Annotated in this window: 23 protein-coding genes and 1 tRNA gene; 10 read left to right on the forward strand and 14 right to left on the reverse strand. The window is 58.5% G+C overall.

Translation table 11 applies throughout. The features are described 5' to 3' along the window. Positions 1 to 17 precede the first annotated feature (17 nt). Together BJ928_RS18070 and BJ928_RS18075 are read right to left on the reverse strand one after the other, a co-directional pair. Positions 18 to 1,331 carry a hypothetical protein gene (locus BJ928_RS18070; RefSeq protein ID WP_082011887.1) on the reverse strand — a complete coding sequence of 438 codons (1,314 nt, stop codon included), beginning with the start codon at positions 1,329 to 1,331 and terminating at the stop codon, positions 18 to 20. Positions 1,332 to 1,662: 331 nt separating this feature from the next. Beyond that, positions 1,663 to 2,292 carry a hypothetical protein gene (locus BJ928_RS18075; RefSeq protein WP_147413919.1) on the reverse strand — a complete coding sequence of 210 codons (630 nt, stop codon included), beginning with the start codon at positions 2,290 to 2,292 and terminating at the stop codon, positions 1,663 to 1,665. A 292-nt stretch (positions 2,293 to 2,584) separates the two neighbouring features. On the opposite strand from BJ928_RS18075, the gene BJ928_RS18080 reads away from it, so the two are divergent. Further along, the gene (locus BJ928_RS18080; protein WP_052227739.1) at positions 2,585 to 4,225 is read left to right on the forward strand and encodes a recombinase family protein; all 1,641 of its coding nucleotides are present in this window, start codon (positions 2,585 to 2,587) and stop codon (positions 4,223 to 4,225) included. 104 nt (positions 4,226 to 4,329) lie between these two features. On the opposite strand, the gene BJ928_RS18085 is transcribed toward BJ928_RS18080, so the two are convergent. The 5 genes from BJ928_RS18085 to xylF form a co-directional block, all read right to left on the reverse strand. Next, entirely contained in the window at positions 4,330 to 5,784 is a 1,455-nt protein-coding gene (locus BJ928_RS18085; protein WP_183079426.1) for a site-specific integrase, read from the reverse strand. A gap of 207 nt (positions 5,785 to 5,991) precedes the next feature. Continuing rightward, positions 5,992 to 6,065, reverse strand: a tRNA-Arg gene (locus tag BJ928_RS18090). 160 nt (positions 6,066 to 6,225) lie between these two features. Continuing rightward, entirely contained in the window at positions 6,226 to 7,008 is a 783-nt protein-coding gene (locus BJ928_RS18095) for an ATP-binding cassette domain-containing protein (protein WP_047632323.1), read from the reverse strand. 15 nt (positions 7,009 to 7,023) lie between these two features. After that, the gene (locus tag BJ928_RS18100) at positions 7,024 to 8,337 is read right to left on the reverse strand and encodes a sugar ABC transporter permease (protein WP_047632321.1); all 1,314 of its coding nucleotides are present in this window, start codon (positions 8,335 to 8,337) and stop codon (positions 7,024 to 7,026) included. 292 nt (positions 8,338 to 8,629) lie between these two features. Beyond that, positions 8,630 to 9,670 (reverse strand): D-xylose ABC transporter substrate-binding protein, encoded by a 1,041-nt coding sequence (gene xylF / locus BJ928_RS18105; protein WP_047632320.1) that lies wholly within the window; start codon positions 9,668 to 9,670, stop codon positions 8,630 to 8,632. 223 nt (positions 9,671 to 9,893) lie between these two features. Between xylF and BJ928_RS18110 the strand changes: the two genes are divergently transcribed. Beyond that, positions 9,894 to 11,135 carry an ROK family transcriptional regulator gene (locus BJ928_RS18110; protein WP_047632319.1) on the forward strand — a complete coding sequence of 414 codons (1,242 nt, stop codon included), beginning with the start codon at positions 9,894 to 9,896 and terminating at the stop codon, positions 11,133 to 11,135. A 54-nt stretch (positions 11,136 to 11,189) separates the two neighbouring features. On the opposite strand, the gene BJ928_RS18115 is transcribed toward BJ928_RS18110, so the two are convergent. Genes BJ928_RS18115 through BJ928_RS18125 form a run of 3 tightly spaced genes read right to left on the reverse strand, consistent with a single transcriptional unit; the run spans position 11,190 to position 12,528 of the window. Next, the gene (locus BJ928_RS18115) at positions 11,190 to 11,813 is read right to left on the reverse strand and encodes an ATP-dependent Clp protease proteolytic subunit (RefSeq protein WP_047632318.1); all 624 of its coding nucleotides are present in this window, start codon (positions 11,811 to 11,813) and stop codon (positions 11,190 to 11,192) included. Between the two features lie 44 nt (positions 11,814 to 11,857). After that, positions 11,858 to 12,217, reverse strand: coding sequence for an SRPBCC domain-containing protein (locus tag BJ928_RS18120; RefSeq protein ID WP_047632317.1), 360 nt, complete (start codon positions 12,215 to 12,217; stop codon positions 11,858 to 11,860). Further along, positions 12,214 to 12,528: a metalloregulator ArsR/SmtB family transcription factor gene (locus tag BJ928_RS18125; protein WP_047632316.1), complete on the reverse strand. Its 315-nt coding sequence runs from the start codon at positions 12,526 to 12,528 to the stop codon at positions 12,214 to 12,216. Before BJ928_RS18125 ends, BJ928_RS18120 begins: the two co-directional genes overlap by 4 nt. 144 nt (positions 12,529 to 12,672) lie before the next feature. Here BJ928_RS18125 and BJ928_RS18130 point away from each other — a divergent pair, with 144 nt between their 5' ends. Next, positions 12,673 to 13,194 (forward strand): GNAT family N-acetyltransferase, encoded by a 522-nt coding sequence (locus BJ928_RS18130; RefSeq protein WP_245432419.1) that lies wholly within the window; start codon positions 12,673 to 12,675, stop codon positions 13,192 to 13,194. A 72-nt stretch (positions 13,195 to 13,266) separates the two neighbouring features. Next, complete coding sequence (locus tag BJ928_RS18135) at positions 13,267 to 13,818, forward strand: GrpB family protein (protein WP_047632313.1); 552 nt, start codon at positions 13,267 to 13,269, stop codon at positions 13,816 to 13,818. A gap of 18 nt (positions 13,819 to 13,836) precedes the next feature. On the opposite strand, the gene BJ928_RS18140 is transcribed toward BJ928_RS18135, so the two are convergent. Further along, positions 13,837 to 14,769 carry a LysR family transcriptional regulator gene (locus BJ928_RS18140; RefSeq protein ID WP_047632388.1) on the reverse strand — a complete coding sequence of 311 codons (933 nt, stop codon included), beginning with the start codon at positions 14,767 to 14,769 and terminating at the stop codon, positions 13,837 to 13,839. A gap of 106 nt (positions 14,770 to 14,875) precedes the next feature. On the opposite strand from BJ928_RS18140, the gene BJ928_RS18145 reads away from it, so the two are divergent. Next, positions 14,876 to 15,859 (forward strand): zinc-binding dehydrogenase, encoded by a 984-nt coding sequence (locus BJ928_RS18145; protein WP_047632311.1) that lies wholly within the window; start codon positions 14,876 to 14,878, stop codon positions 15,857 to 15,859. Between the two features lie 165 nt (positions 15,860 to 16,024). Here BJ928_RS18145 and iolG read toward each other — a convergent pair whose 3' ends face one another. Continuing rightward, positions 16,025 to 17,017, reverse strand: a complete 993-nt coding sequence (iolG, locus tag BJ928_RS18150) for an inositol 2-dehydrogenase (RefSeq protein ID WP_047632310.1) — start codon at positions 17,015 to 17,017, stop codon at positions 16,025 to 16,027. A gap of 335 nt (positions 17,018 to 17,352) precedes the next feature. Here iolG and BJ928_RS18155 point away from each other — a divergent pair, with 335 nt between their 5' ends. After that, entirely contained in the window at positions 17,353 to 17,613 is a 261-nt protein-coding gene (locus BJ928_RS18155) for a hypothetical protein (RefSeq protein ID WP_047632308.1), read from the forward strand. Here the strand turns inward: BJ928_RS18155 and BJ928_RS18160 are convergent, their stop codons facing one another. Both BJ928_RS18160 and BJ928_RS18165 read right to left on the reverse strand, forming a co-directional pair. Further along, a complete protein-coding gene (locus BJ928_RS18160) occupies positions 17,614 to 18,075 on the reverse strand; it encodes a hypothetical protein (protein WP_047632306.1) in 462 nt (153 codons plus the stop codon). It lies immediately after the preceding gene. Positions 18,076 to 18,145: 70 nt separating this feature from the next. Continuing rightward, positions 18,146 to 19,153 (reverse strand): LysR family transcriptional regulator, encoded by a 1,008-nt coding sequence (locus BJ928_RS18165; protein ID WP_047632305.1) that lies wholly within the window; start codon positions 19,151 to 19,153, stop codon positions 18,146 to 18,148. A gap of 273 nt (positions 19,154 to 19,426) precedes the next feature. Between BJ928_RS18165 and chvE the strand changes: the two genes are divergently transcribed. The 4 genes from chvE (at position 19,427) to araD1 (ending at position 24,457) form a co-directional block, all read left to right on the forward strand. Continuing rightward, positions 19,427 to 20,491, forward strand: coding sequence for a multiple monosaccharide ABC transporter substrate-binding protein (gene chvE / locus BJ928_RS18170; RefSeq protein WP_047632303.1), 1,065 nt, complete (start codon positions 19,427 to 19,429; stop codon positions 20,489 to 20,491). A gap of 105 nt (positions 20,492 to 20,596) precedes the next feature. Then, positions 20,597 to 22,135, forward strand: a complete 1,539-nt coding sequence (gene mmsA / locus BJ928_RS18175) for a multiple monosaccharide ABC transporter ATP-binding protein (protein ID WP_047632302.1) — start codon at positions 20,597 to 20,599, stop codon at positions 22,133 to 22,135. Next, a complete protein-coding gene (mmsB, locus tag BJ928_RS18180; protein WP_047632301.1) occupies positions 22,132 to 23,340 on the forward strand; it encodes a multiple monosaccharide ABC transporter permease in 1,209 nt (402 codons plus the stop codon). Before mmsA ends, mmsB begins: the two co-directional genes overlap by 4 nt. 118 nt (positions 23,341 to 23,458) lie before the next feature. After that, positions 23,459 to 24,457, forward strand: a complete 999-nt coding sequence (gene araD1 / locus BJ928_RS18185; RefSeq protein WP_047632300.1) for an AraD1 family protein — start codon at positions 23,459 to 23,461, stop codon at positions 24,455 to 24,457. Positions 24,458 to 24,467 lie beyond the last annotated feature (10 nt).

Below are 24,467 nucleotides of genomic sequence, written 5' to 3' on the forward strand. Positions count from 1 at the left end.
CACCAGGCCAAAGCGGCTTAAATCAACCCGCAAACTGAGCCGGAAACTCCATTCTTCCAGAGCCCAAAAAGTCTCAAATCATTCGACGACGGACAAGTACGGTTGAAGGAGTAAGTTTTCGGGGCTGCGCCATTGATCGAAAAATTGAAGCTGATTGTGATGCCGTCCGGATCGTCACCATCCTTGTAATCCTGGAACGGTGTAAAATTCAGCGTCAACGCCGATCCGCGTGAACCGTAGTCCGACGCATTCCCAAGCCCGCCGGTGCCAACGTTACTGGCGAAGTTGCTGACTTCAACATAAGATCCAGTCAGCCCGGTTGACCGATCCTGCTGTGTATAGATGCCGACCCGATTGATGATCGGCTGATTGTTCAGGTCAACATACGTGGTGGCAGCGGCCCCGGTGTTGGCCTGCGAAAGTGCATAATTCAATACTTGCTGATATTGTGTATAGGTAGAGATCACCCCATTCCACGAGGCGTTCACTGCATCGATTGTCGACCTGTCGATTGTAACGGCTGTGGTCTTTCCGGCCGCATAGGGCGGGTCAATGCCGTCAGCCGGGTTATCTGCGTCTACCGTCACGTCGAAGCTGATCTGCTTTGATGGGTCATTGAAGGTCAAGGGCCCTGAAAAGGTGAAGTCGAAGCTCGCCTTAGTCCCTTGCCTTTCGTTATAGGGATTCCAGCCCGTTTCGATCTCGGAGCCATTCTGCCAACTGGTCAAATAGCGTAGGCCACCGATCGATCCCGCATCGCGGCCGTCCTTTTGCAAGATGCCGCCGCCCGTGCTGTTGAACAGCGACGTCTCCGACAAATGCATATTGGCCGAATTCACGGAAACCGTGCCGTTGGCGCTTCTGACGAATGAAGACGCGACCGTGTCGCTATTGGCGCTGACGTCGTAGATGTCGTCAACATCTGTGGATAGCCAATTCTGGCCGTTGAAGGAGCTGGACTGCGCGATCCCGAGAATCTGTTGCTTATATTGATCCAATTCCTGCTGGATTTTGTCTTTGTCCACGCTGGTTTCGGTTGCGGCGACAAGCTTCTCCTTGAATTGAGAGAGAATATCGCTGACGGCATTGAGGCCGCTATAGGCAGTATCGGCCTTTGCTTGTCCAAGACCTATGGCATCGGAGACGGCGGAAACCGCCGATCTATCCGAGCGCATGGTGGTTGCGATGGACCAATAGGCAGCATTATCAGCGGCCTTCCCAATTCTTAAACCTGAGCTGACCTGTTGCTGTGTTTGCTCAAGGCCTGAGTTTACGGTGCGAAGGGTTTGCAGGGCGGCCATCGCCGCGGTGTTGGTCAAAATACTGGTCATGTTAAAAGCCCCATGAATATAGGTTAACCGCCGGACGTCATGATCGGTCCGGCAGAAAAGGCTAGGGTGGGAACACTTTTAACGGTTAACCACTGGGGTGCTCGCCATAATGGCGAGACCGTCACCCCAAAATACGAGCGAACTCGCTACGTTGGGGCTACTCGGCGAAGACTCGATTTTACAATCAAGCCGAGCAATTTCGTTAACGCTTTTGCACTGGAATTGGTTAACAAAGTGTTAACCGCGTTGAAACCATCTATTAATGTTGATCAACAACTCTCTCCCAGTTCTCGCCATTCTCAAGCTGTTCCGCGTGGTTTTCTTCACAGGGCTATCGTAGCTCGCCCAAGCGCAAAAACTCCGGTATAACGCTCGCAACCAATTCGAACTCCGGCCCGAAGTCAGCGATAAGCTGTACGAATTTCGTCTCAATTTCGCCTGTGTCGTCAATGTCGTTCACAGCGATGGAATTCTTGCGCAGAAAACGCGAATAGAGCCGCCCCTTATCCGAGGCGCCAGCCGGGAATTGAATTCGTTCTAAGCCTTTCGCAGACGCGGCCACCTTGATCGCGTCTATAATCCCCTTGCGGATTCTATGACCTGAAATAGGGCCGACTTCCGCATCGAGTTTAAGGTATCCTGTGGTTCCATCATCGCCAACTCGTATCTCCACCCAGGCAATAAACGGATAGCCCGACCACCAATTCGCGCAGCCGGACCATGTGCCTTTCGTCTTGTCCAATTCCTCGTGCCATCGCGCTGGCAGAAAGCTCACGAGGTTTTTCGCAAGGCTTGAATATCTGTAATCGCGATTGCCAATCCTGACCATCTTCCCCTGCTTGGGATCGTTGCCAAACAGTCGATGAATTGCGGGATCAAATCCTGAACGGGAACTAGGCTTCCTTATGAGATCCAGCACCTTTTTTTGATCCCGATAAAATTGGCGTGCCAGATTTTCCATTTCGGGGCGTCCTTTGCTCATATCTGTAGGCCCGGCCTGCTGTCAGGCGTTTCTGCTTCCGTCAGCCGGATTTGCGTACCGGCAAATGTTTTACACTCGGGAGAAATTTATCTCTTGTTAACCGACCGGACCACGGTAATTTCAATGCAGCCAGCGGTGATTTGCGCTGCGTCTTATCAACCCATTCCCGTAAGCCGCAGCTTTACGCCGGCTTAGCTGTTTACACTCCGCTACCCTCGCGCTCGAACTTCACCGCCTCTGGTGTTAGCAGTCCGACGCAAAGGAGGCGGTCATGCAGGACGATTTCCCAGGCAATCATTATTCATCGGATCTGGTGCGAGCCTATTCCTACGTGCGAATGAGCTCCCGTAAACAACTTCGCGGCGACAGCTTGCGTAGGCAGCTTGAGCGGTCGAAAGCCTTTGCGGACGAACACTCTCTGCTTCTGGATGACAGCTTACAGGACTTGGGTATCAGCGCGTGGAAGGGCAAGAACTTCAAGACCGGCGCGCTCGGTCGGTTCCTTGCCATGGTCGAGAGCGGAGAAATCCCCAAGGGCAGCTACTTGCTGATCGAAAGCCTCGACCGCCTTTCACGTGAGGCCGTGCCGGATGCGTTGACCCTGTTCATGGCGATCATCAATGCGGGAATTACCATTGCGACGTTGGGAGAGGACCGGCAGATTTACAGCCGTGATAGGCTCAACGGTGACTGGACTAAACTGATTATCGGGCTTGCGGTCATGTCGCGCGGTCATGAGGAAAGCCAGACGAAGAGCGAACGTATCCGTGCAGTTGTCAAGCGTAAACGCGAGCAGGCCCGGGAAGGCAAAGGGCATATCACCGGACTGACACCCGCATGGATCGACGCCCGAAGGATCGATGCGAATCGATACGAGTTTACGCTTAACCATCACGTGGAAACAGTGAGGACGATCTACGAGATGGCACTACGCGGGCTCGGCGCAACGGTGATCGCACGCAAGCTGAATTCAGACGGCACTCCGGCATTCAAGAGCAAGGACGGATGGTATCAGAGCATCATCAAGGCCCTTCTTGGTCGTCACGATGTCATCGGCACATTCCAGCCGCATCGCATGCAGGACGGCAGGCGTGTGCCGGATGGCGATCCCATAGAGAATTATTTCCCCGCCGCCATCGATAAAGACCTGTTCTTGCGGGTGCAGGCCATGCGAGGCAATCCCGGCAGACCAGGCCGTAAAGGCAACACGTTTGCCAATCTGTTCACTGGCTTGTGCTACTGCGCCCATTGTGGCGGGCCGATGACGATGAAGATGAGCCGGGTCAAAGGGAACGAAAACGGCCGCTATCTCGTATGCGCAAACTATGTGCGCGGGCATCGCTGTACCGAAGGCAATAGGCATTTCCGCTACGAGCCGTTCGAAATGACTATTCTCGATCACTTGAAGGAACTCAACCTTGCGGATGCGCTGCAAACGACCCGTATCGATCGCGCGATCAGCGACATCAACGAGACAATTGCCGGGATAACGATCCGACTGGACGAGCTTCGCCGCAAGGAGCAACGATTGGCGCTGGCTGTTGAGGTTGATAGCCAGCCGCTGGAAACTATTCTCGATTTGCTCAAGGCAAGACAGGTCGAAAGGCATGCCGTTGAAGCTGAACTACGGCACCATCAAAATGAGCGCCAACGATTGTCAGCGAGAAATAACGATCCCGAATTGACCGGCGACCGTGTTAAAACTTTGCGTACAGCATGGGAAGCCGCTGAGGATGCTGCCACCTGCTATGCTCTTCGCTCGGAAGCTCATGCCGCGATTCGGGAACTTGTCGCTGAGATCAGCTTCGACGGTGGCACTTGCTCGGTAACTGTTATCGTCGCGAATGGTGCGGTCGCGTACAACGTCCAAGAAGGCCGGATCAGCGGGCAGTTCCGGGCATTTGCGGCATGAACAGCAGTACATGTTCCATGCAAGAAAGTTCGTTTGAACGAACTTTCCGGCCTGAGTAATCGGAAGGGCCTCAAGCGATCAGCCTCAAGTTCGGCCCATCCAGCTCACATCCCTTGATATCGCTTTACGATTTGTTGCTCCGTGGATCCGTCCTTGCTGCCACGCTTCAATTCTTCGATCCGTTTTTCGAGAAGCTTGATTTCATCGTAGGTCTCGTCATCCAGCAGGACAGGCTCGTTAGCATAGTTCTCCTGTCCGGGCCGGAGGAAATCCTTGATCTGCTCGGTATTAACCTGCGCATAGTGCTTGTCGATCATCGCAAGCGATGTACGGGTATTGCGTGCAACGTGGTGGACAGAGACGTTGTTGGCGAGCATCTGCGAGATGTAGAAGTGCCGGAACGAATAAGAGGTGCGACGAACGCCGCGATTGTCCCTTTCCAAGCCAGCCGCGATCAGAAGCGCATTCAGGCTTTTCTTGAATGATAGGATGCGATTGCCTTTCTCGTCCGCAAAGACCGGATCGCCGTCTTGAGGCTCGCGTCCCATATCGTAGACAAACAGGTCCCAAAGCATGCCTAGCGCCGATAGCGCTCCGTAAAGCGGTACGGCGTTGCCATGTTTGCTCTTGCCGTGAACCGCCAAGCGGGCATCTTGTTGGTAAAGTGGTAGGTGCCGTGTTTCCCGAAAAAGCGAGATGTCGGCCCAGGTCAGGTTCTTTGCCTCCGTGGGACGCAGGCCGGAATTGGCCATTAACTCAATATAGGCGTGCAGCCGAATACGGTCGGCGCGTATGCCCTCTGTCACGGCCCTTTGTGTCCAGACACGGCCATCCTTGGCCTTGATGACTTTTAGCTTTGTATGGTGTTCATTGATACGCTCAATGCTCTTGGCAACCAGCTTTTCGTATTCCTCTGGTTTGAAGCCGGGACGGCGATTGTCGGGCTTTTTTCTCGCTCCAACGGTTGGCAACTCCAGTGGCTTGCAATAGCCCCATCTTGACGCCTGCCGGAAAAGCTCGCGGATGATGACCATTTCGCCTTTCATGGTCGTCAGTGCAGCAACTTTCCGCGGGGCAGCGCGGGAGAAGACGCGGCCATCTTCCCGCTTGCAGCGGATTTTCTCGATCTTCGATCCCGGCCCGGTTGTCCAATAAGTCTTGCGCCATTCAAGATAGCGTTCGACATCGGCGGTGGTGATGAGGTCGATGGCCTTGTCCTCGAAGTAAGCAATAGGAAAGCGCCGGATGATCGGAGGCCAGAATGTGGGGTGATAATGGCTGCGTTCGTCACGCTCGGCTTCGGCGCAGACCTTTTCGATAAACTCCTCGGCGACTTCACAGAAGGGATGCTGGATCAGCGACAGGCCCTGTTTATGTCGGTACTTCTGTTCGTGATAAATTTCGTTAGCCCGCTGCAGCGCGGTATCGTAGTTGGCGGTCTTGAGTGATTTCTTGATCTGTCTACCGCCAAGCGAATAGCGCATGGACCAGTTTCGGGTGCCTTCACGTTGAAAAAGCGTGAAAGGGGCGTTTGTCGATTCGGGGGTACGCTGCAACATAACTTGGGCTCCAACGGAGTTACTTCGGTCGGAGCGCTGCGCTGAAACTGCGCTGGCTCCGCATCCGAGCCCCATAACGCTACGTTGAAATCATTGAGAAATTCCGAAGGGTATGTGCTACTGAGCTAGGACTGAGCTAGCTTATTTTCCTGTGTGCGTGAGGACAAGCAAAGACTGATAAATCAATAAAATCAGTAAGTTGGGAAACGCACCCGACAGGATTCGAACCTGTGACCTTTGGAATCGGAATCCAACACTCTATCCAGCTGAGCTACGGGTGCATGCCGTGACGACCTGAATCGCCTGTCCGATGGCTGGTTCTTAGCCTAGGAAGCGCTTGGCTTCAATGCGGAAAATTCAAGAAAGCGCGGGATCGGACGTTTTGGTGGGATAGGCCGCGGGCTTTTGGCGCGCGGCCTCGTTGTCGGTGGCCTGGTTAGCCTATTCTTTCATCGCGCCGGGGCCGGGGATGGCCTTTGGCGGGACCTTGCCGAGGATGATCATGCCCAGCACTTCGTCCTTGGTGACGTCTTCGGTACGGGCATGGCCGACGACCTGGCCGTTCTTCATGACCGAGACGCGGTCGGCGAGGTCGAAGACGTCGTGGATGTCGTGGCTGATGAGGAAGATGCCGATGCCTTCCTTCTTCAGCTGCTTGATCAGCTCGCCGACCTGCGCCGTTTCCTGGGGCCCGAGTGCCGCTGTCGGCTCGTCCATGATCAGGATGCGGGCATCGAAGAGGATGGCGCGAGCGATCGCGACCGACTGGCGCTGGCCGCCGGAAAGCGCCTTCACCGGCTCCTTGAAGCGCTTGAAGTTGGGGTTGAGGCGCCCCATCACTTCGCGGGCCTTGGCCTCCATCGCGACGTCGTCGAGCGTACCCCATCGGGTCTGCAGCTCGCGGCCGAGATAGAGGTTGGCGGCGGCGTCGACATTATCGGCGACGGCGAGCGTTTGGTAGATCGTCTCGATACCGTATTTCTTGGCGTCGCGCGGGCTGCGGATATCGGCGGGTTCGCCGTTGATCAGAATATCGCCGCTGTCGCGCTTGTAGGCGCCCGACAGGATCTTGATCAGCGTCGACTTGCCGGCGCCGTTATGGCCGAGCAGTGCGACGACTTCGCCGGGGTAGAGGTCCACCGAGGCATTGTCGACCGCGTGGATGCCGCCGAAGGAGATGGAAATGTTCTTCATTTCCACAAGCGGAGTGGTTTGATCCGTCATGGTTCAGAATTCCTTTTACTTGGCGCGCGAGCGGTAGACGATGTCGAGCCAGACGGCGATGACGAGCACGACGCCAACGACGACGTTCTGGATCGGCGTGTCGACATTGGCGAGCCCCATGCCCGATTGCAGCGATTGCATGACAAGGGCGCCGAGCATGGCGCCGGCGATCGTGCCGCTGCCGCCGGCAAGCGAGGTGCCGCCGATGACGGCCGCAGCGATAGTGAAGAGTTCGTAGGTCGTGCCCTGCGAGTTGGCGGCGGCGTTCAGGCGGGCCGTGGAGATGGCCGCAGCGACGGCTGCGAGCAAGCCCATAAGCGCGAAGATGCGCACCGTCACCCAGCGGGTCTTGATGCCGGCGAGTTCGGCCGCTTCCGGGTTGCCGCCGATCGCGAAGACATAGCGGCCGAAGCGCAGGCGGGTTGCGATGAAAGTCATGACGATGCCGATGCCGACGGCGATGAGCACGGGCACGGCAATGCCGTAGGGGATGTCGAGCCCGGTTTCCGGCCAGGGAATGTTGTGCTCGGTCGCATATTTCTTCGCGATGCCGACGGGCCAGTAGTAGATGTTGAAGACGTAGATGGTGCCGAGGACGAGGGCCGAGCCGAGGATGGCGAGGAAATATTCGGCCCAGAGCGGCCGGCGCGGGAAGTTGAAGCGTTTGCGCTGATGGCGTCCGCCGATGATGCCCAGGACGATGAAGACGCAGGCAAGCACGCCGAGTATCCAGCTCCATGTCGCGCCGATCGAGCCTTCTGCGCCGCCGCCCATGATGCGGAAGGTGGCGTCGAGCGGTGCGACCGTCTGACCGCTGGTGACGTACCAGGCAAGGCCGCGCCAGGCGAGAAGCCCGCCAAGGGTGACGATGAAGGAGGGGACATTCAGGAAAGCGATGACAACGCCCTGGAAGGTGCCGAGCAGTGTGCCGATGACGAGGCCGCAGATCAGGGTGATGACCCAGGTCCAGGAGCTGTCGAAACCGAGATAGGTCGGCAGGAATTTCGCCTGGATGACGCCCATGATCATGGCGACGAAACCGAGCAGCGAGCCGACGGAAAGGTCGATGTTGCGGGTGACGATGACGAGCACCATGCCGGTTGCAAGCACCGCGATCTCGCAGGTCTGAACGGAAAGGTTCCAGAGGTTTCTGGGGGTCAGGAAGAGGCCGCCGGTGTAGACGTCGAAGCCGATCCAGATGATCAGCAGCGCGCCGATCATGCCAAGCAGGCGCGTATCGATTTCGGTGGCGCGCAGGAAGCGTGTAAACGCACCTTCCTCTGCCTTGCGCGGACCGCTCGATGTTGTGGAATGTGTCATGTCGGCCATCGCTTTGCCGTTCTCCCACTAGTTGGGCGCAGGCCCGCGAATGCTCTTTCTTGATCGCTGGGCAGTATCCGCGCTGGTCACAATAGACGTCATCGCTCGCCCACCCGGTTTCTCCCGGTTCCACGACCGCCATCCGGCAGGCCGATCGGATATGCGATGACGCAACACATGCGGGAGGCCTTCATTCCCATTCTGGGTTTGGTTGCGGGCCTCTCATCCGCATTCGACGCCGCAACGGGAAGCCCCTTGCGGCGTCGGCATTATCTTCGGGTCAACCCGTCAAGCCGGGTGCTTATTTGCAGGCAGCAACGCTGCCGGCCTTAACGCCCTGGCAGGCTTCAGCCTTGGAGATCCAGCCGGCGTCGATGACGACGTTCAGGTTGTCCTTGGTGATGGCGATCGGGGTCAGGAAGACGGACTTCATGGCAACGTGCTTCGGGCCGCCGTTGAAGGTCTGGACGCCGTCGATCTGGTCCTGGGTCTTGCCGCCGGCAAGAGAAAGGGCGATTTCAGCGGCGCGCTTGCCGAGTTCACGCGAGTCCTTCCAGACCGAAACGGTCTGCGTGCCGAGCGCGATGCGGTTCAGGGCAGCCTTGTCGGCGTCCTGGCCGGAAACCGGCACGGAACCTGCAAGACCCTGCGCATCGAGAGCAGCAACGGCGCCGCCGGCGGTGCCGTCGTTGGAGGCGACGACCGCGTCAACCTTGTTGTTGTTGGCGGTCAGGAACTGCTCCATGTTGCGCTGCGCGTTCTGCGGCAGCCAGCCATCCGTATAGGCTTCGCCAACGTTCTTGATCTTGCCGGCGTCGATGGCGGGCTTCAGCACTTCCATCTGACCGGAGAAGAGGAAGTCGGCGTTCGGGTCGGACGACGAGCCCTTGATGAAGACGTAGTTGCCCGCCGGCTTTGCCTTCAGGACTTCGCGAGCCTGCATGCGGCCCACTTCCTTGTTGTCGAAGGTGATGTAGAAGGCGGCCGGATTTTCGATCAGGCGGTCGTAGCCGACAACCGGAATGCCTTCGTCGGCAGCCTTTTCAACGGCCGGACCGATGGCGTCGGAATCCTGCGCCAGGATGATGAGCGCGTTGGCGCCTTGCGAAATCAGCGACTCGACGTCCGTCAGCTGCTTGGAAGCGGAAGACTGGGCGTCGGCGGAAATGTACTTGGCGCCGGCTGCTGCGAGCGCCTTCTTGATGGCTGCTTCATCCGTCTTCCAACGCTCTTCCTGGAAGTTCGACCAGGAAACGCCGACGACGAGATCCTTGGCGAAGGCAGCCGTCTGCATGGTCAAAACGATGGCCGCGCCCGCAGCCAGCTTGATGAAAGCTTTCATGTGATCCTCCCGAGTGAATGCGACCGCACGTATCCTGAACTCCCGTCGGTCGCGGCGAAAATGCTGACAAGAAATGCTTTGGACTTTTTTCTCGACAGTCGAGAAATTTAGTGTCAGAGATTTTTTCAGCTGTCAACACCCGCACTGGCAGGTTTCATCGGTCATCCGAAAAAGCTATCAGGGGCTGCGGAAGGGGAGGGTTGAATGAGCAGGGAGTTTGCCGATGCTGGCCAAATCGAGCACCGAATTGGTCCGTCAAAAGAACAGTGCTTTGGTCTTGTCGGCGCTGCGCCGCCACGGTCCGCTCGCCCATACCGAACTTTCTGATTTTACCAAGCTTTCCTCCGCAACCGTTTCCGTCATCACGGCGGATCTGGAGCGCGCGCAGATCATCGAAAAGGCGGAGCAGCAGGCGGCCAGCGGCCGCGGGCGGCCACGCGTCCTGTTTTCGCAGCGGCGCGATTGCGGCTATCTGATCGTCGTCGTCATCTCGTCCGATGCCGTGCAATATTCGCTGGTCGATTATGCCGGCCGGCTGATCGACCGCTTTACCGAGGACAGGCAGCAGAACGCCGCGGGCGTTGAGCGTTTCGTAGCCGGATTGCGCGATGCTTTGAACCGGATCGTTACCCGCTCGCAATTATCGCGCGACAAGGTGCTGATGATTTCGATCAGCAGCAAGGGGCTGGTCGATGCTTCCGAGCCGGTGCTGCGCTGGTCGCCGATCTTTGGGCGGGATGAGATCGATTTTGCTGCCGTGCTTCGCGACGAATGGCCGGCGCAGGTCATTCTTGGCAATGAAACCCTGCTGGTCGCTGCCGCGCTCGGGCGACAGGAGGAAATCAGTAAAGGCGGCGATTTCCGCGCCTTGGCTGCGCTGTCGCTCGGCCACAGCATCGGGCTCGGCATCGTCCGTCGTGATCATGAAGGCGGCCACCAGATATCGGCGCCGAATTTCGGGCACATGATGCATGTGCCTGGGGGAGGCCTGTGTCGCTGCGGCGCGCGGGGATGCATCGAGGCCTATGCCGGTTTTTATGCCATGCTGCGCACGGCTTTCGATGTGCCGCTTGATACGATCCCGGCGAAGTTCGTTCCGATCGCCGAGCTCGACAAGATCGCGGCGAGCGCCCGGCATGGCGGACGCCGCAATGTGCTGGCCTTCCGTCAAGCCGGCCTGGCGCTCGGAAACGGCCTTTCGCGCGTCTTGAGCTTGCATGAGCGGATGCCGATCGTCATTACCGGTCCGGGCGTGCGTTATTACGACCTGCTGATCGAAGGGATAACCGAAGGTCTGGCGGAATCGCATGTCGTGCGCATGGAGGGCATGCCGGAACTGCGTGTGGTGGTCGACGAGCCGACGCTTGTCTTCGAAGGACATTTGAACCGGGCGCTCTCGATCATCGACAATGACGTCGTGAAGAGAGGGGCCTCGGTTGCGGACCTGCGCGACGAGGCGGGTTGATGCCGCCGATAGGTCAGGGGGCCGCCACAAGACCGGCATAGCCCATGACCCAAATCAATCCGCCGAAACGAAAGGCTGGTCTTCCTCGCGCACGTGCAGAATGCGGTCGATCAATCCCCATTCCAGAGCTTCCTCTGCGGTCATGAAGTGGTCGCGGTCCATGGCGCGCTCGAATTCCTCATACGAGCGACCGCAATGCTCGGCGTAAAGCCGCGTCATGCGATGCTTCGTGCGCCTCATTTCCTCGGCATGGATGAAGATGTCCGAGGCCTGCCCCTGGAAGCCGCCCAATGGCTGGTGAATGTGAATGCTGGCATTCGGAAGCGCGCTGCGCTCGCCCGGATGGCCCGACATCAGCAGGAACGAACCCATGGAACGGGCGGTTCCCATGCATAGCGTATGCACCGGCGCACGGATGTACCGCATGGTATCATACATCGCGAGGCCACTGGTCACGACGCCACCGGGCGAGTTGATGTAGAGATGGATCGGCCTTTTGGGGTTCTCGGCCTCGAGAAACAGCAATTGGGCGCAGACGAGGGCCGAGACGTCATCGTTCACTTCGCCGTTCAGGAAGATGATCCTTTCTCGCAGCAGACGGGAATAGATGTCGAAAGACCGCTCCCCTCTGCTGGATTGTTCTACGACCATAGGGACGAGTTGCATCGTTTCGCGCATCGGCGAACTCCAATACTATTGAAATTGTTGACCGGTTTGGTGCGTCAGGCAGCGCGCATGACGGGGAAGCCGTTGTTGTTGGCGGCGGCTTTCGACGTTTTGCGAAGCTGCGCGTCGTCAAGCTCGTGGATGATCCGCAGGCTCGTGCCGCCGGTTGCGTTCGGGGCGAGCCGGAAGGTCACGGTGCTTTCGAGGAAGGGCGGCGCGTCATCGCGCAGCCTGTAGCGAACCTCCTTGCCCTGAATTACGGAAATTGCCTCAGGGTTGGCGAGGGCCTCCTTCGGCAGCCAGCTTTCGCGGAGTTCGGGCGTGCTGACCGCGCGCCAGACCTTCTGTGGTGGCTCGTTGAACTCGTATTCCAGTTCGATGGCTTTTCCCTGCTTGGGGAACTTCAGGTCGTTCATTGATCCATATCCTTCAACAAGACCTTGAGGGCTTCCATGCGAGCCGGCCAATAAGCTCGGTATTTCGCCAGCCATTGGGCGATGTGGGTCAGCCCGTCCGGATCGACCTCGTAATTCACGAAACGCCCCTGACGCTCTTCCCTGACCAGCCCGGCGCCGCGCAGAACGGCAAGATGCTGCGACATTGCGGGCTGGCTGATATCGAAGCCGTCGCGTAGGGCGCTGGCATTCATGCCGCCCGCGGCCAGCTTCTCGAAAATGGCGCGGCGGGTCGGATCGGCCAGAGCCCGGAATATCTCGTTCTCTATCATGAGAACAGATAAGCGCGTACTTATGTGATTTGCAAGTTATTTTTATCGAGATAGCGCATTGCGGGTCGGCGTTTTACCAGTTGCAAAAGCTGTCGGATCGGCTAGGTCGCGAACATGGACGCGAAGGCAGGGAGATTTTTTGCGATGCTGCGCAGAGCAACGATAGAGGATGCGGCCCAGCTCGGTTCCGTTCACGTCGCCGCGTGGAATGAGACTTATGCCGGATTGCTGCCCGAGGCCATGCTTGCCGGCCAGTCTGCCGAGGCTCGGTCTGCCATGTGGGCGAGAATACTCGGCGATCCATCGGCTGCGGCTGGAACCGCGGTTTATGTGATCGAGGATCAGGCTTCGATCGTCGGCTTCGGTTCGTGCGGTCATCAGCGTGATCCGCGCTTGCGGGAGCTGGGTTTCGCGGCTGAAATCAGCGCGATCTACCTGCTGCGATCACAACAGGGCAAAGGGTTCGGCAGAGCCTTGATGGGCGCGATGACAGCGGAAATCCGGTCGCGCGGGCATGACGCGGTCGCCCTGTGGGTTTTGAAGGAGAACGCGGCGGCACGCGACTTCTATCGGCATATGGGCGGAGAGGTGGTTGCCGAGAAGGAGGACAGGCGTGACATGGCGACCTTGATTGAGGTCGCCTATGGCTGGAGATTGATCGCCTGACGATGGGGGTGTCTACACCCGTGCAACAGCAAGGAAGCCCCGCCGCAGGACTGACACGTGAAGGAGAGTCTCATGACCGAGAGTGATCGTATCTTGATATGCGATTGGTCCGCCGAATGGGCGCAAGCATTCAGCAGGAAAGCGGAAGCTATTCGCGCCGAACTCGGTCACGTTGCAAAACGTATCGACCATATAGGTTCGACCTCCATTTCCGGCCTCGCCTCCAAGCCGATCATAGATATCCAGGTATCCGTCGCGAGTTTCGAGCCGATAGATGCGCTGACAGTGCCGCTTGAGAAATGCGGATATGTTTGGCGCCCTTCCAATCCCGAACTCACGAAACGATATTTCCGGGAAAATCCCGGTGACGAGCGTACGCATATCCATGTGAGGAGGCTGGGAAGCTGGCATGAGCAATGGGCGTTGCTGTTTCGGGACTACATGCGCAATCATGCTGACGAGCATGCCCCTTACGTGGCGCTGAAGCGCAGTTTGGCGGAGCGTCATGGACATGACAGGGCGGCCTATACCGATGGCAAGGACGATTTTTTCTGGAGCGTCATTCGTCGCGCCGATCGATGGGCGGCGACAACCGGTTGGCGACCGCTCCCTTCCGATGCCTGATCTCCGACGCTCTCGGCTTTATGAAGGAGCTGCGTCAGCCCCGCGGGCTTGCTTCGAGGCAAAGACTGAAACGGAGTTCTGTGCGATCGTAGCCCAAAGTCTATTGGCAATTGGACCATGCACCTTGCCCACCCTCCTGGCGACAACGAGGTCGACCGCGCCGCCTTGCATCCGCGCGTTTTCAAGCGAGAGCAGCCGACCTTGGGCGAGATCATCCGCGACGAGATAATCAGGCATATGGCCCCAGCCGAGGCCCTGCACTATGACCTCGCGTTTCATCGTCTGGTCGCTGACCGAACACGAACGGGCGCCTTCGATCAGGTAGTAATCCGGACCATCAGGCTTTTCGGCGCTGTCGCGGATCACGCATTGGAGATAGGGCCGCAGCCGATCGACACGCGCCTCATGCGCGGGAAAGGGCAGGAAGCCGGGCGCCGCCACCGGGATGAGCTTGACCCGACCCAATGGCAGGGTTTCGAAACGGATGTCGCCGTTCGGCACGTGATGCAGGATGACATCCGCCTCGTCTGCGAGCAGCATCTGCCATGGCGCTGAGAGTGCCTCGAAGCTCATATGCAAATGGGTCTGCGGGTGGTCCGCGAAAAAATCCTTGAGTATGCCGAGGGTCGCGGGCAGCGGGGTAAGATCGCCGATGACGACCCGCAAGGCGCTTTCCTCCCCGGCGGCAATTCCAAGTGCTAATGCCTCCAGATCCTCCATGCCATGGAGCACCCGGCGGGCGCGGACGAGGAAGGCATGTCCTTCGGCGGTCAGCTGGAGACGATAGCCGGATCGGTCGAAGAGCTTGAAGCCGATCATACGTTCCATCGATTCCAGCGCTGTGTGGATCGTTGGGTGCGTGCGGCCGAGGCGCTCGGCGGCGGCCTGGAGCGAACCTTCGGCAACCACGGCGTCGAGCACGCGCAGTTGGGCAATCGTCACGGTGATCATGTGCAAACTCTACAATGAATGTCGGAACTTTGTAAAATACATCTGCAGAGATGCCGCCTAGTTTCTCCACAGCAGTACCGCGAAACGCAAGCTTTGGAGCAAGATCATGCGCGCGATCCTTATCAGTTCCCATGGTGGTCCGGACGTCCTGAAGGTCGCAGACCGGCCAGATCCGGTGCCGAACCTCGACCAGGTGTTGATAGAGGTGAAGGCATTTGGCCTCAATCATGCCGAGATCTACTTTCGCTCGGGAGCCTGGGGCGACGTCGCCGAAATCACCGGCATCGAATGCGTCGGCCTCGTGCGCCATGATCCCCGAAATCAGTTTCGGGTTGGCCAGAAGGTGATCGCCCTCGTGGGTGGCCTCGGGCGAGACCTGAACGGAAGCTACGCGGAACTCGTAGCCGCGCCGCGCAGCAATGTCGTGACGTTTGATACCGAACTTTCATGGGCCGAGCTTGCCGCACTGCCTGAATCCTACGCCACGGCATGGAGTGCGCTGATGACGATCCTGCATATTTCGCCAGGACAGAGCCTGCTTGTGCGGGGCGCAACGTCTGCACTCGGACAGGCGGCTGTGAACATCGCGCATCATCTCGGGCTGCATGTTCTCGGCACGACCCGGCAGCAGGATCGCTTCGCCTATCTTGAGGCTCTTGGTGTCGACGAGGTTTTCCTCGAAGGGGAGGGTCTTTCGCATCGGGTGCGTTCGAAGCATCCGGACGGCGTTGATGCAGTGCTCGACATTATCGGCAACAGGACGATCCTGGACTCGCTGGCGGCGCTGAAACGCGGCGGCGAGGTTTGTCAGGTCGGCTTTCTCGGCGGCGGCGGACCTCTGGCGCTGGAACCGGTTTTCCAGATTCCAAGCGGGCGGAAACTCAGCGTATTCGCAAGTGCGCTGGTGCTTGGCGGGCCTGAATTTCCGCTTTCAGAAATTCCATTTCAAAAGATCGTCCGACATGTCGAGCAAGGGGCCTACAAGGCCAAGCCTGCGCGTGTCTTCGACTTCGAGGATATCGTCGAGGCCCATCGATTGATCGAGGCAGGCACGACGTTCGGCAAGCTTGTGGTGCAGGTCGGCGTATGAATGGATGCCAGTAAGGAAATGGAATCGCTGGCAGCAGGGTGAGGTTGCGGATGTCTGAAATCGCACCCGGATTGCAGCACATTCCGATTGCAAAAAATCCGCCGCGAAGCAATTCGCGGCGGATTTTTTGGGAGGACTGTATTCCTTGTCGGAATTGGGGATCGCTTAGTCGACCTTTACGAGGCGGCCTTCCTTGACGGACTGCAGGGCGGCATCGGCCAACTTCAGCGCGGCCAGGCCGTCGGCGCCCGATGGCGTGATGGTGGCGCCCTTTTCGACGGCGGCGATGAAGCTTGCGATCTCGTTGGCATAGGCTTCGGTGTAGCGCGTCATGAAGAAATCATGCAGCGGCGGACGGGTGTAGCCGTCCCCATTGGCGACTTCGATGGAGAAGGGGCGCTGGTTTTCGGCTGACACCAGGCCCTTGGAGCCATGGATTTCGATGCGCTGATCGTAGCCATAGGTGGCGCGGCGCGAGTTGGAGATGATCGCCTGCTTGCCCGATGCCGTCTGGAGGATGACGGAGACGCTGTCGTAATCGCCGGCTTCACCGATCGCCTTGTCGACAAGGACGGCGGCTGTCGCAGTTACGGCGACAGGCTCTTCGCCGAGCAGGAAGCGCGCCATGTCGAAATCATGGATGGTCATGTCGCGGAAGATGCCGCCGGAGCGCTTGATGTAATCGACGGGAGGGGCGCCCGGATCGCGCGAGGTGATTGTCACCATTTCGACGGTGCCGATGCGGCCTTCGTCGATGGCCTTCTTCACGGCCATGAAATGCGGGTCGAAGCGGCGGTTGAAGCCAACCATCAGCTTGCCCTTGGTCTCATCCACGACCTTGATGCAGGCTTTCACGCGGGCGAGGTCGAGATCGACGGGCTTTTCGCAGAAGACGGCCTTGCCGGCGCGGGAGAAGCGCTCGATAAGATCGGCATGGGTATCGGTCGGCGTGCAGATGACGACGGCATCGATGTCCTTGGCGGCTTCGATCGCCTCGATGGTGCGCACGTCGCAGCCATAGGCGGCGGAGATTGCTTCCGCGGCCGCGGGGAACGCATCCGCGACGGCGACGAGCTTGGCGTTGGCATCGCCGCTGACGGCCTTTGCATGCACCTTGCCGATGCGTCCGGCACCGAGCAGACCAAATCTGACAGTCATTTCTACCTCCCTGGATTCGGAACAAATGAACCGAATATCAATCTCTATGGAATTTTCATTCCATTTTCCGCTAGCGGCGTCAAGCCGCCACGACTTCACAATTCTGAAAATTCCGGTTGGATGCCGGCTTAAAGCGTGTCGCGATCTCTAAGATTCGCTCCTCTCGCTTTAAGCTCTTGATTTTGCGCATGTCGTTCTCGCAAAACCGCTGCGCACTTTTGCGCGAGATGCTTTAGCCGAAATCCGCCCGCGAAACCTTATTTTATAGCGACGACTTCACAATTTTCCCGATGATGCGCTAAAGACATGTCTTCTGGAACAGGCAAAAGAGACCCATGCAACTGATCGATCCCAGCCATCCCATGTACAAGCCGCTTTGGGTGCGTATCCTTATCGTGGCCGTCTGCTTTGGCTGGGCGGGGGTCGAAACGCTTGGCTCGCAGCCATTTTGGGCCATGCTGTCGGGCGCGCTCGGCGCCTATGCCGCCTGGATGCTGCTTCTGAACTTCAAGCCGCAGCCGCCCGAAGCGACCAATCCTGCGCCCGCGCAGGATGAGGCTGTCGAGGATGACGAACCGGCGGACGACAAGAAGTAATCACCGCTTTAGGCGGCGTATGGCTTCATCGATCAGCTGGTTGGCAAGTGTCATGCGCGCCGTCGCCTGCTCGCGGAAGAGGGCAGCGACACTGTCTGGATGATTGGCCTTGGCGAAGCTGCGACGCTTTTCCTGCAGGGCTTCGCGCGTGAGGTCGGAGGTGATCGCGAGCTCGGCTGCAACCTCTTCCCGTGATATTCGGCTGAGATGCTCGGGCATAACAGGCGGCTCCGGCTCTTGCGGCGCGGGTTGCGGTTCCGGCGTAATGATCGGATCGCCGAGATTATCGCGATAGGCTTCGTCGGGCCGATGCGCTTCCGGCGTCTCGCCGCCGAGCACCGTTGCGGCAAAGCTGACGTTCAGGCCGCGGATGCGGTGCGCCGCCTCTTCCTCTTCCGATGTATCCTCTTCGCTGTCGAGGCGGTCGAGGACGGATTGAAACAATGATTGCTTGAACAGCATGCGTGGTCTCCACGCCATGCTTTATAGGCGTAGAAGTTGGCGCGGGGCTTATGGCAGTCCGGCTCCGGCCCTATGTCAGCGAGAGATTCCGGCTCTCTTCCAGGATCATGTCGTGCAGCAGCCGGGCGCTCGGCGGCATGGCACGTTCACGCGCCGTGATCAGGCTATAGGGCCTGACGTCGATATCGAAATCGATCGGCAGGATGCTGGATTCGCCCGCCTGGGAGGATTGCCCGCAGATGAATTGCGCCATGTCGAGCGCAATCGGCGCGATCGCATCCGTCTTGCAGACCACGGCAAGCGTCAGCAGCAGGGAAGAGGTGTTGACGACATTTTCCGGCAACGGTACGCCGGCCGCGAGGAATATGTCCTCCACTTTACGACGCAACAGCGTTCCCGGTGGCTGGAAGACCCAGTCGTAGCCAACGAGATCCTGCATGCTGGCCACCCCCTTTTTGAGTAGCGGATGACCGTTGCGGACGACAAGGCAGGCCTTTTCGACGCCGATCTCATGCGCCATGAACAGGCGCGGATCGAGATCGTCGGGAATGCGGCTGATGATGAAATCGTGGCGGGCGGCCAGAAGCTCGCGTGCCAGCACATTGCTGTTTTCGACCTCGATATTGATCTCGATGCCGGGATAGGTGCGGGTAACCCGCTGAATGGCGGGGACGACGAGGCTGATCGCCGGCGCTGTCACCGCGCCCAGAAACACCGCGCCTCCCTTGCCGGTTCGCAGCGCGCCAAGCTCGCGGCCTGCCTCGCGCAGTTCCAGCAGGATCTTGCGCGCCCGTTTGGCCAAGGCGAGGCCGAAAGGGGTGAGCACGACGCCGCGGGCCACGCGCTCGTAAAGCGGGCTTTTGACAATCGATTCCATTTCTGAGAGCATGCGTGAAGCCGCAGGTTGTGACATGTTCATGGACTCGGCGGCAGCGGAAATTTGCCCGTGATCTTCGATCGTGACGATCATGCGCAGATGATTGAGCTTCAGGCCCGCTTTCAGCAGCGTATCATCGCGAAAGCTGTCAGAATGAATCTCGATGCCATCGCTGACATAATCGTTATATATTTTCTCCATAGCGGCCAAATTTCCCCTTCATTCGCAAAAAAGTACTATTTTTTAACATTATACCAAACTTGGTATATGTTTAGCCAGTTATTCTATTTGACAGTTATACGAAATCGTACGAGTTTGCCGATCGTGCGCTGGGTACAGCTCATAAACCGTGAGAGCGTGGAGGAGACCTACTTCGTTTCTCACAATTAGAAGTAATTCATTCCTTCTACGGAACCTGCCGCAGTTTCGGGCGGGCATTTTTTGTCCGCCGCATTATCAACAAGGGAGAGAGTAATGAAATCCATTATCTCATTGATGGCCGGCGCTGCGTTTAGCGTCGCTACGCTGGTGGTACCTGCCTTCGCGGCGGACAAGGGCACGGTAGGCATCGCCATGCCGACCAAGGCTTCGGCTCGCTGGATCGACGACGGCAACAACATCGTCAAGCAGCTCCAGGCCGCCGGTTACGGCACCGATCTGCAGTATGGCGACGACGACATTCCGAACCAGCTGTCGCAGATCGAAAACATGGTCACCAAGGGCGACAAGGTTCTCGTCATCGCTTCGATCGACGGCACCACGCTGTCCGACGTTCTGCAGAAGGCCCATGATGCCGGCATCAAGGTTATCGCCTATGACCGTCTGATCCGCAACAGCGGCAACGTCGACTACTACGCCACGTTCGACAACTTCAAGGTCGGCGTTCTGCAGGCAACCTCGATCGTCGACGCTCTCGGCCTCAAGGATGGCAAGGGTCCGTTCAACATCGAGCTGTTCGGCGGTTCCCCGGACGACAACAACGCCTTCTTCTTCTATGACGGCGCCATGTCGGTCCTGAAGCCTTACATCGACAGCGGCAAGCTGGTCGTGAAGTCCGGCCAGATGGGCATGGACAAGGTCGGCACGCTGCGTTGGGACCCGGCAACGGCCCAGGCTCGCATGGACAACCTGCTGTCGGCTTACTACACCGACTCTCATGTCGATGCCGTTCTGTCTCCTTATGACGGTCTGTCGATCGGCATTCTCTCCGCGCTCAAGGGCGTCGGCTACGGTTCCGGCGGCGTGAAGCTTCCGGTCGTCACCGGCCAGGACTCCGAAATTCCGTCGGTCAAGTCCATCATCGCGGGTGAGCAGCACTCGACGATCTTCAAGGACACCCGTGACCTCGCCAAGGTCACCGTCGACATGGTCAACGCGCTGATGGAAGGCAAGACGCCTGAAGTCAACGACACCAAGACCTACGACAACGGCGTCAAGGTCATCCCGTCCTACCTGCTGACCCCGGTCGCAGTCGACAAGAGCAACTACGAGAAGATCCTCGTAGAAGGCGGCTACTACAAGGCTGACCAGCTGAAGTAATTTTTCGATAGATCGGTCAGGGCTCGCCGAAATGCGAGCCCTGGCTTTCATATTTAAGACGATCGCGCGGTCTGCTATGTTCAGTCGCGGCGTTGGATTTGGACAATGGACAATACCATTCTCGAAATGCGGAACATCACCAAGTCGTTCCCCGGTGTGAACGCCTTGGAAAATGTCAATCTGAAGGTCCGTCAGGGCGAGATCCATGCTTTGGTCGGCGAAAACGGCGCCGGCAAATCCACCCTGATGAAGGTGCTTTCAGGCGTTTATCCGGCCGGCACCTATGAAGGCGACATCTACTACGACGGCGGGGTTCGTCAGTTCAAGACGATCAGGGATTCCGAGGATATCGGCATCATCATCATCCATCAGGAGCTGGCGCTCGTGCCGCTTCTGTCGATCGCCGAAAACATTTTCCTGGGCAATGAAGTCGTCGCCAAGGGCATGATCAATTGGCAGGAAACCTTCAGCCGAACCAAACAGCTTCTTTCCAAGGTTGGCCTCAAGGAATCTCCGAATACGCTCGTGACCGACATCGGCGTCGGCAAGCAGCAGCTCGTCGAGATCGCCAAGGCCCTGTCGAAGAGCGTCAAGCTGCTCATCCTCGACGAGCCGACGGCATCGCTGAACGAAAGCGACTCCGACGCGCTTCTCAATCTCCTCATCGAGTTCCGCAATCAGGGCATTACCTCGATCATCATCACGCACAAGCTCAACGAAGTGCGCAAGGTGGCCGACGAGATCACCGTGTTGCGCGACGGCATGACCGTGAAGACGCTGAACTGTCACGAGGAAGAGATCAGCGAAGACATCATCATTCGCAACATGGTCGGCCGCGAACTCGCCGACCGCTATCCGCCGCGCTCCGTGCCGATCGGCGAAACGATCTTCGAAGTGAAGAACTGGAACGCCTTCCACCAGCAGCACCGCGATCGTCAGGTCCTGCACGATATCAACGTCCATGTACGCAAGGGCGAAGTGGTCGGCATTGCCGGCCTGATGGGCGCGGGCCGCACCGAATTCGCCATGAGCGTCTTCGGCAAATCCTATGGTCACAAGATCAGCGGCGAGGTCTTTCTCGACGGCAAGCCGGTCGATACCAGCACGGTGCGCAAGGCGATCGATGCCGGCCTTGCCTATGTGACGGAAGACCGCAAGCAGCTCGGTCTGGTTCTGTCGAACAGCATCCTGCACAATACCACGCTTGCCAATTTGCTGGGCGTTTCCAGGGCGACTGTCATCGACGACGTCCGCGAACTACAGGTGGCGACGAACTATCGCGCCAAGCTCCGCATCCGTTCGGCCGGTGTCTTCCAGGAAGCGGGCAACCTTTCCGGCGGCAACCAGCAGAAGGTCGTGCTGTCGAAATGGCTGTTCTCGGACCCGGAGGTGCTGATCCTCGACGAGCCGACGCGCGGCATCGACGTCGGCGCCAAATACGAAATCTATTCCATCATCAACCAGCTTGCTGCCGACGGAAAGGGCGTTCTGATGATTTCGTCGGAAATGCCCGAGCTTCTCGGCACCTGCGACCGCATCTACGTCATGAACGAAGGGCGTATCGTCGCTGAACTGCCGAAGGCGGAGGCAAGCCAGGAGAGCATCATGCGCGCTATCATGCGCTCAGGGGAGAAGCATCAATGAGTTCGGCCAACCCAGCCACGGAAAGCAGCAACGTCGTTTCCATCGGCGACCATATCCGCAACAACATCCGCGAATACGGCATGTTGATCGCGCTCGTCGTCATCATGTTGCTGTTTCAGTATTTGACGAACGGTGTTCTCTTCAGGCCGCAGAACCTGACCAACATCGTGCTGCAGAACTCGTTCATCGTCATCATGGCGCTTGGCATGCTGCTGGTCATTGTCGCCGGCCATATCGATCTGTCCGTCGGTTCGGTCGTCGGATTCGTCGGGGCGGTCGCTGGTGTGCTCGTCGTGCAGATGCACATGAACCTGGCGCTCGCGACGGTGATTTGTCTCCTGATGGGCGCCGCGGTCGGTGCCTGGCATGGCTATTTCATCGCCTATCACCGCATTCCCTCCTTCATCGTGACGCTGTCGGGCATGCTGGTCTTCCGCGGCCTGACCTATGCCATCATCAACACGACAGGCAACGGCAGCAGTATCGGCCCGTTCCCGCCGGCATTCCAGATCGTCGCCACCGGCTTCATTCCGGATTTCGCCGACATGGGCGGTATTCATTCGACGTCGATCTTGCTGACCGTCGCCATCCCCATCGTCATGTTCTTTCTCTCATGGCGCCGCCGCAGCGTGAACGAGAAGCACGGCATCGATGTCGAGCCATTTAGCTTCTTCATCGGCCAAAATCTGGTGGTTGCGGCCGCGACCATCTTTATCGGCTACCAGATTTCTTCCTACAGAGGTCTGCCGAACGTTCTGATCCTCATGCTGGCGCTGATCGCGCTCTACGCTTTCGCCACCCAGCGCACCACGATCGGTCGTCGTATCTACGCCATGGGCGGCAACGAAAAGGCGACGAAGCTTTCGGGCATCGATACTCGCCGCCTGACGTTCTACACCTTCATCAACATGGGCATCCTGGCGAGCATCGCCGGTATCATCATCGCCACGCGCCTGAACTCGGCAACCGCCAAGGGCGGCGACGGTCTCGAGCTTGACGTGATCGCGGCCTGCTTCATCGGCGGCGCGTCCGCTTCCGGCGGCGTCGGCAAGGTGACGGGTGCAGTCATCGGCGCCTTGATCATGGGCGTGCTGAACCAGGGCATGTCGATCCTCGGCTATCAGACGGACTCCCAGAAGATGATCAAGGGTGCCGTCTTGCTCGCCGCCGTGTTCATCGACGTCTACAACAAGAACAAGGGCTGATCGCTTTAGCGACCGGCCGAGGCTTTTAAAACCAAATCCATGACAGAGTCCGGCTCTCGCTGAGAGCCGGAGCGGTAAACTGCATCCGTTCTCTGTCCGATAGGAAAGGATAAAAGACATGCTCATCTCGCAGATCAAGGGTTCGAACGGCGAGATCGTCGTTGCCGTCCGCAACGGGCCTGCCGAAACTGCCAAGGCCGTCGTCAACGGCGGCAGCGTCTACAAGCTTGCGATGGAAGCCGCCGACAGCGGCAAGTCGCTCGCATCGGTCATCGAGGCACATGGTCTCGGCGAAGCTGTTGATCTCGACAAGGCCCATGCCGAAGGTCGCTTCCTGTCGCCGATCACGCATCCGGACGCCGCGCACCTGCATCTGACCGGCACGGGCCTCACGCATCTCGGCTCAGCCGCCACGCGCGATTCCATGCACAAGAAGACGACGGAAGCCGCTGAGGAGACGCTGACCGACTCCATGAAGATGTTCAAGATGGGCATCGAGGGCGGCAAGCCGAAGGCGGGCGAGAAGGGTGTTCAGCCCGAGTGGTTCTACAAGGGCAACGGCTATGGCGCTGCTGCCCCCGGTGCCGCGCTTGTGTCTCCGTCCTTCGCGCTTGATGGCGGCGAAGAGCCTGAGATGGCCGGCATCTATGTGATTGCCAAGGACGGCACGCCATTCCGCATCGGCTTTGCGCTGTCGAACGAATTTTCTGATCACGTCACCGAGCGGATCAACTATCTCTATCTCGCCCATTCCAAGCTGCGCCCGGCAAGCTTCGGTCCTGAGATCCGTATCGGCGCGGCGCCTGATGATATTCGCGGCACGTCCCGCATCAAGCGCGGCGACAAGGTGATCTTCGAAAAGCCGTTCCTGTCGGGAGAGGCGAACATGTCGCATACTTTCGCGAACCTCGAATATCACCACTTCAAGTACGGCATCTTCCGCGTTCCCGGCGATGTGCATGTCCACATGTTCGGCACGGCAACGCTCTCGTTTGCCGAGGGTATCAAGCCGGAGACGGGCGACGTGTTCGAGATCGAAGTCGCCGAATTCGGCCTGCCGCTGCGCAATCCATTGGCGGTTGCCGCCGAAGAGGAAGTGGCTGTTCGCCAGCTGTAATTCGTCAAGC

The sequence above is a fragment of the Rhizobium sp. WW_1 genome (assembly GCF_003610155.1).
In the GTDB taxonomy this organism is placed as follows: domain Bacteria; phylum Pseudomonadota; class Alphaproteobacteria; order Rhizobiales; family Rhizobiaceae; genus Rhizobium; species Rhizobium tropici_A.

Excerpts from the sequence above, each read along its gene's own strand:
- BJ928_RS18070 (WP_082011887.1), bottom strand. The coding sequence starts at position 1,331 with ATGACCAGTATTTTGACCAACACCGCGGCGATGGCCGCCCTGCAAACC.
- BJ928_RS18075 (WP_147413919.1), bottom strand. The coding sequence starts at position 2,292 with ATGGAAAATCTGGCACGCCAATTTTATCGGGATCAAAAAAAGGTGCTG.
- BJ928_RS18080 (WP_052227739.1), top strand. The coding sequence starts at position 2,585 with ATGCAGGACGATTTCCCAGGCAATCATTATTCATCGGATCTGGTGCGA.
- BJ928_RS18085 (WP_183079426.1), bottom strand. The coding sequence starts at position 5,784 with ATGTTGCAGCGTACCCCCGAATCGACAAACGCCCCTTTCACGCTTTTT.
- BJ928_RS18095 (WP_047632323.1), bottom strand. The coding sequence starts at position 7,008 with ATGACGGATCAAACCACTCCGCTTGTGGAAATGAAGAACATTTCCATC.
- BJ928_RS18100 (WP_047632321.1), bottom strand. The coding sequence starts at position 8,337 with ATGGCCGACATGACACATTCCACAACATCGAGCGGTCCGCGCAAGGCA.
- xylF (WP_047632320.1), bottom strand. The coding sequence starts at position 9,670 with ATGAAAGCTTTCATCAAGCTGGCTGCGGGCGCGGCCATCGTTTTGACC.
- BJ928_RS18110 (WP_047632319.1), top strand. The coding sequence starts at position 9,894 with ATGCTGGCCAAATCGAGCACCGAATTGGTCCGTCAAAAGAACAGTGCT.
- BJ928_RS18115 (WP_047632318.1), bottom strand. The coding sequence starts at position 11,813 with ATGCGCGAAACGATGCAACTCGTCCCTATGGTCGTAGAACAATCCAGC.
- BJ928_RS18120 (WP_047632317.1), bottom strand. The coding sequence starts at position 12,217 with ATGAACGACCTGAAGTTCCCCAAGCAGGGAAAAGCCATCGAACTGGAA.
- BJ928_RS18125 (WP_047632316.1), bottom strand. The coding sequence starts at position 12,528 with ATGATAGAGAACGAGATATTCCGGGCTCTGGCCGATCCGACCCGCCGC.
- BJ928_RS18130 (WP_245432419.1), top strand. The coding sequence starts at position 12,673 with ATGCTGCGCAGAGCAACGATAGAGGATGCGGCCCAGCTCGGTTCCGTT.
- BJ928_RS18135 (WP_047632313.1), top strand. The coding sequence starts at position 13,267 with ATGACCGAGAGTGATCGTATCTTGATATGCGATTGGTCCGCCGAATGG.
- BJ928_RS18140 (WP_047632388.1), bottom strand. The coding sequence starts at position 14,769 with ATGATCACCGTGACGATTGCCCAACTGCGCGTGCTCGACGCCGTGGTT.
- BJ928_RS18145 (WP_047632311.1), top strand. The coding sequence starts at position 14,876 with ATGCGCGCGATCCTTATCAGTTCCCATGGTGGTCCGGACGTCCTGAAG.
- iolG (WP_047632310.1), bottom strand. The coding sequence starts at position 17,017 with ATGACTGTCAGATTTGGTCTGCTCGGTGCCGGACGCATCGGCAAGGTG.
- BJ928_RS18155 (WP_047632308.1), top strand. The coding sequence starts at position 17,353 with ATGCAACTGATCGATCCCAGCCATCCCATGTACAAGCCGCTTTGGGTG.
- BJ928_RS18160 (WP_047632306.1), bottom strand. The coding sequence starts at position 18,075 with ATGCTGTTCAAGCAATCATTGTTTCAATCCGTCCTCGACCGCCTCGAC.
- BJ928_RS18165 (WP_047632305.1), bottom strand. The coding sequence starts at position 19,153 with ATGGAGAAAATATATAACGATTATGTCAGCGATGGCATCGAGATTCAT.
- chvE (WP_047632303.1), top strand. The coding sequence starts at position 19,427 with ATGAAATCCATTATCTCATTGATGGCCGGCGCTGCGTTTAGCGTCGCT.
- mmsA (WP_047632302.1), top strand. The coding sequence starts at position 20,597 with ATGGACAATACCATTCTCGAAATGCGGAACATCACCAAGTCGTTCCCC.
- mmsB (WP_047632301.1), top strand. The coding sequence starts at position 22,132 with ATGAGTTCGGCCAACCCAGCCACGGAAAGCAGCAACGTCGTTTCCATC.
- araD1 (WP_047632300.1), top strand. The coding sequence starts at position 23,459 with ATGCTCATCTCGCAGATCAAGGGTTCGAACGGCGAGATCGTCGTTGCC.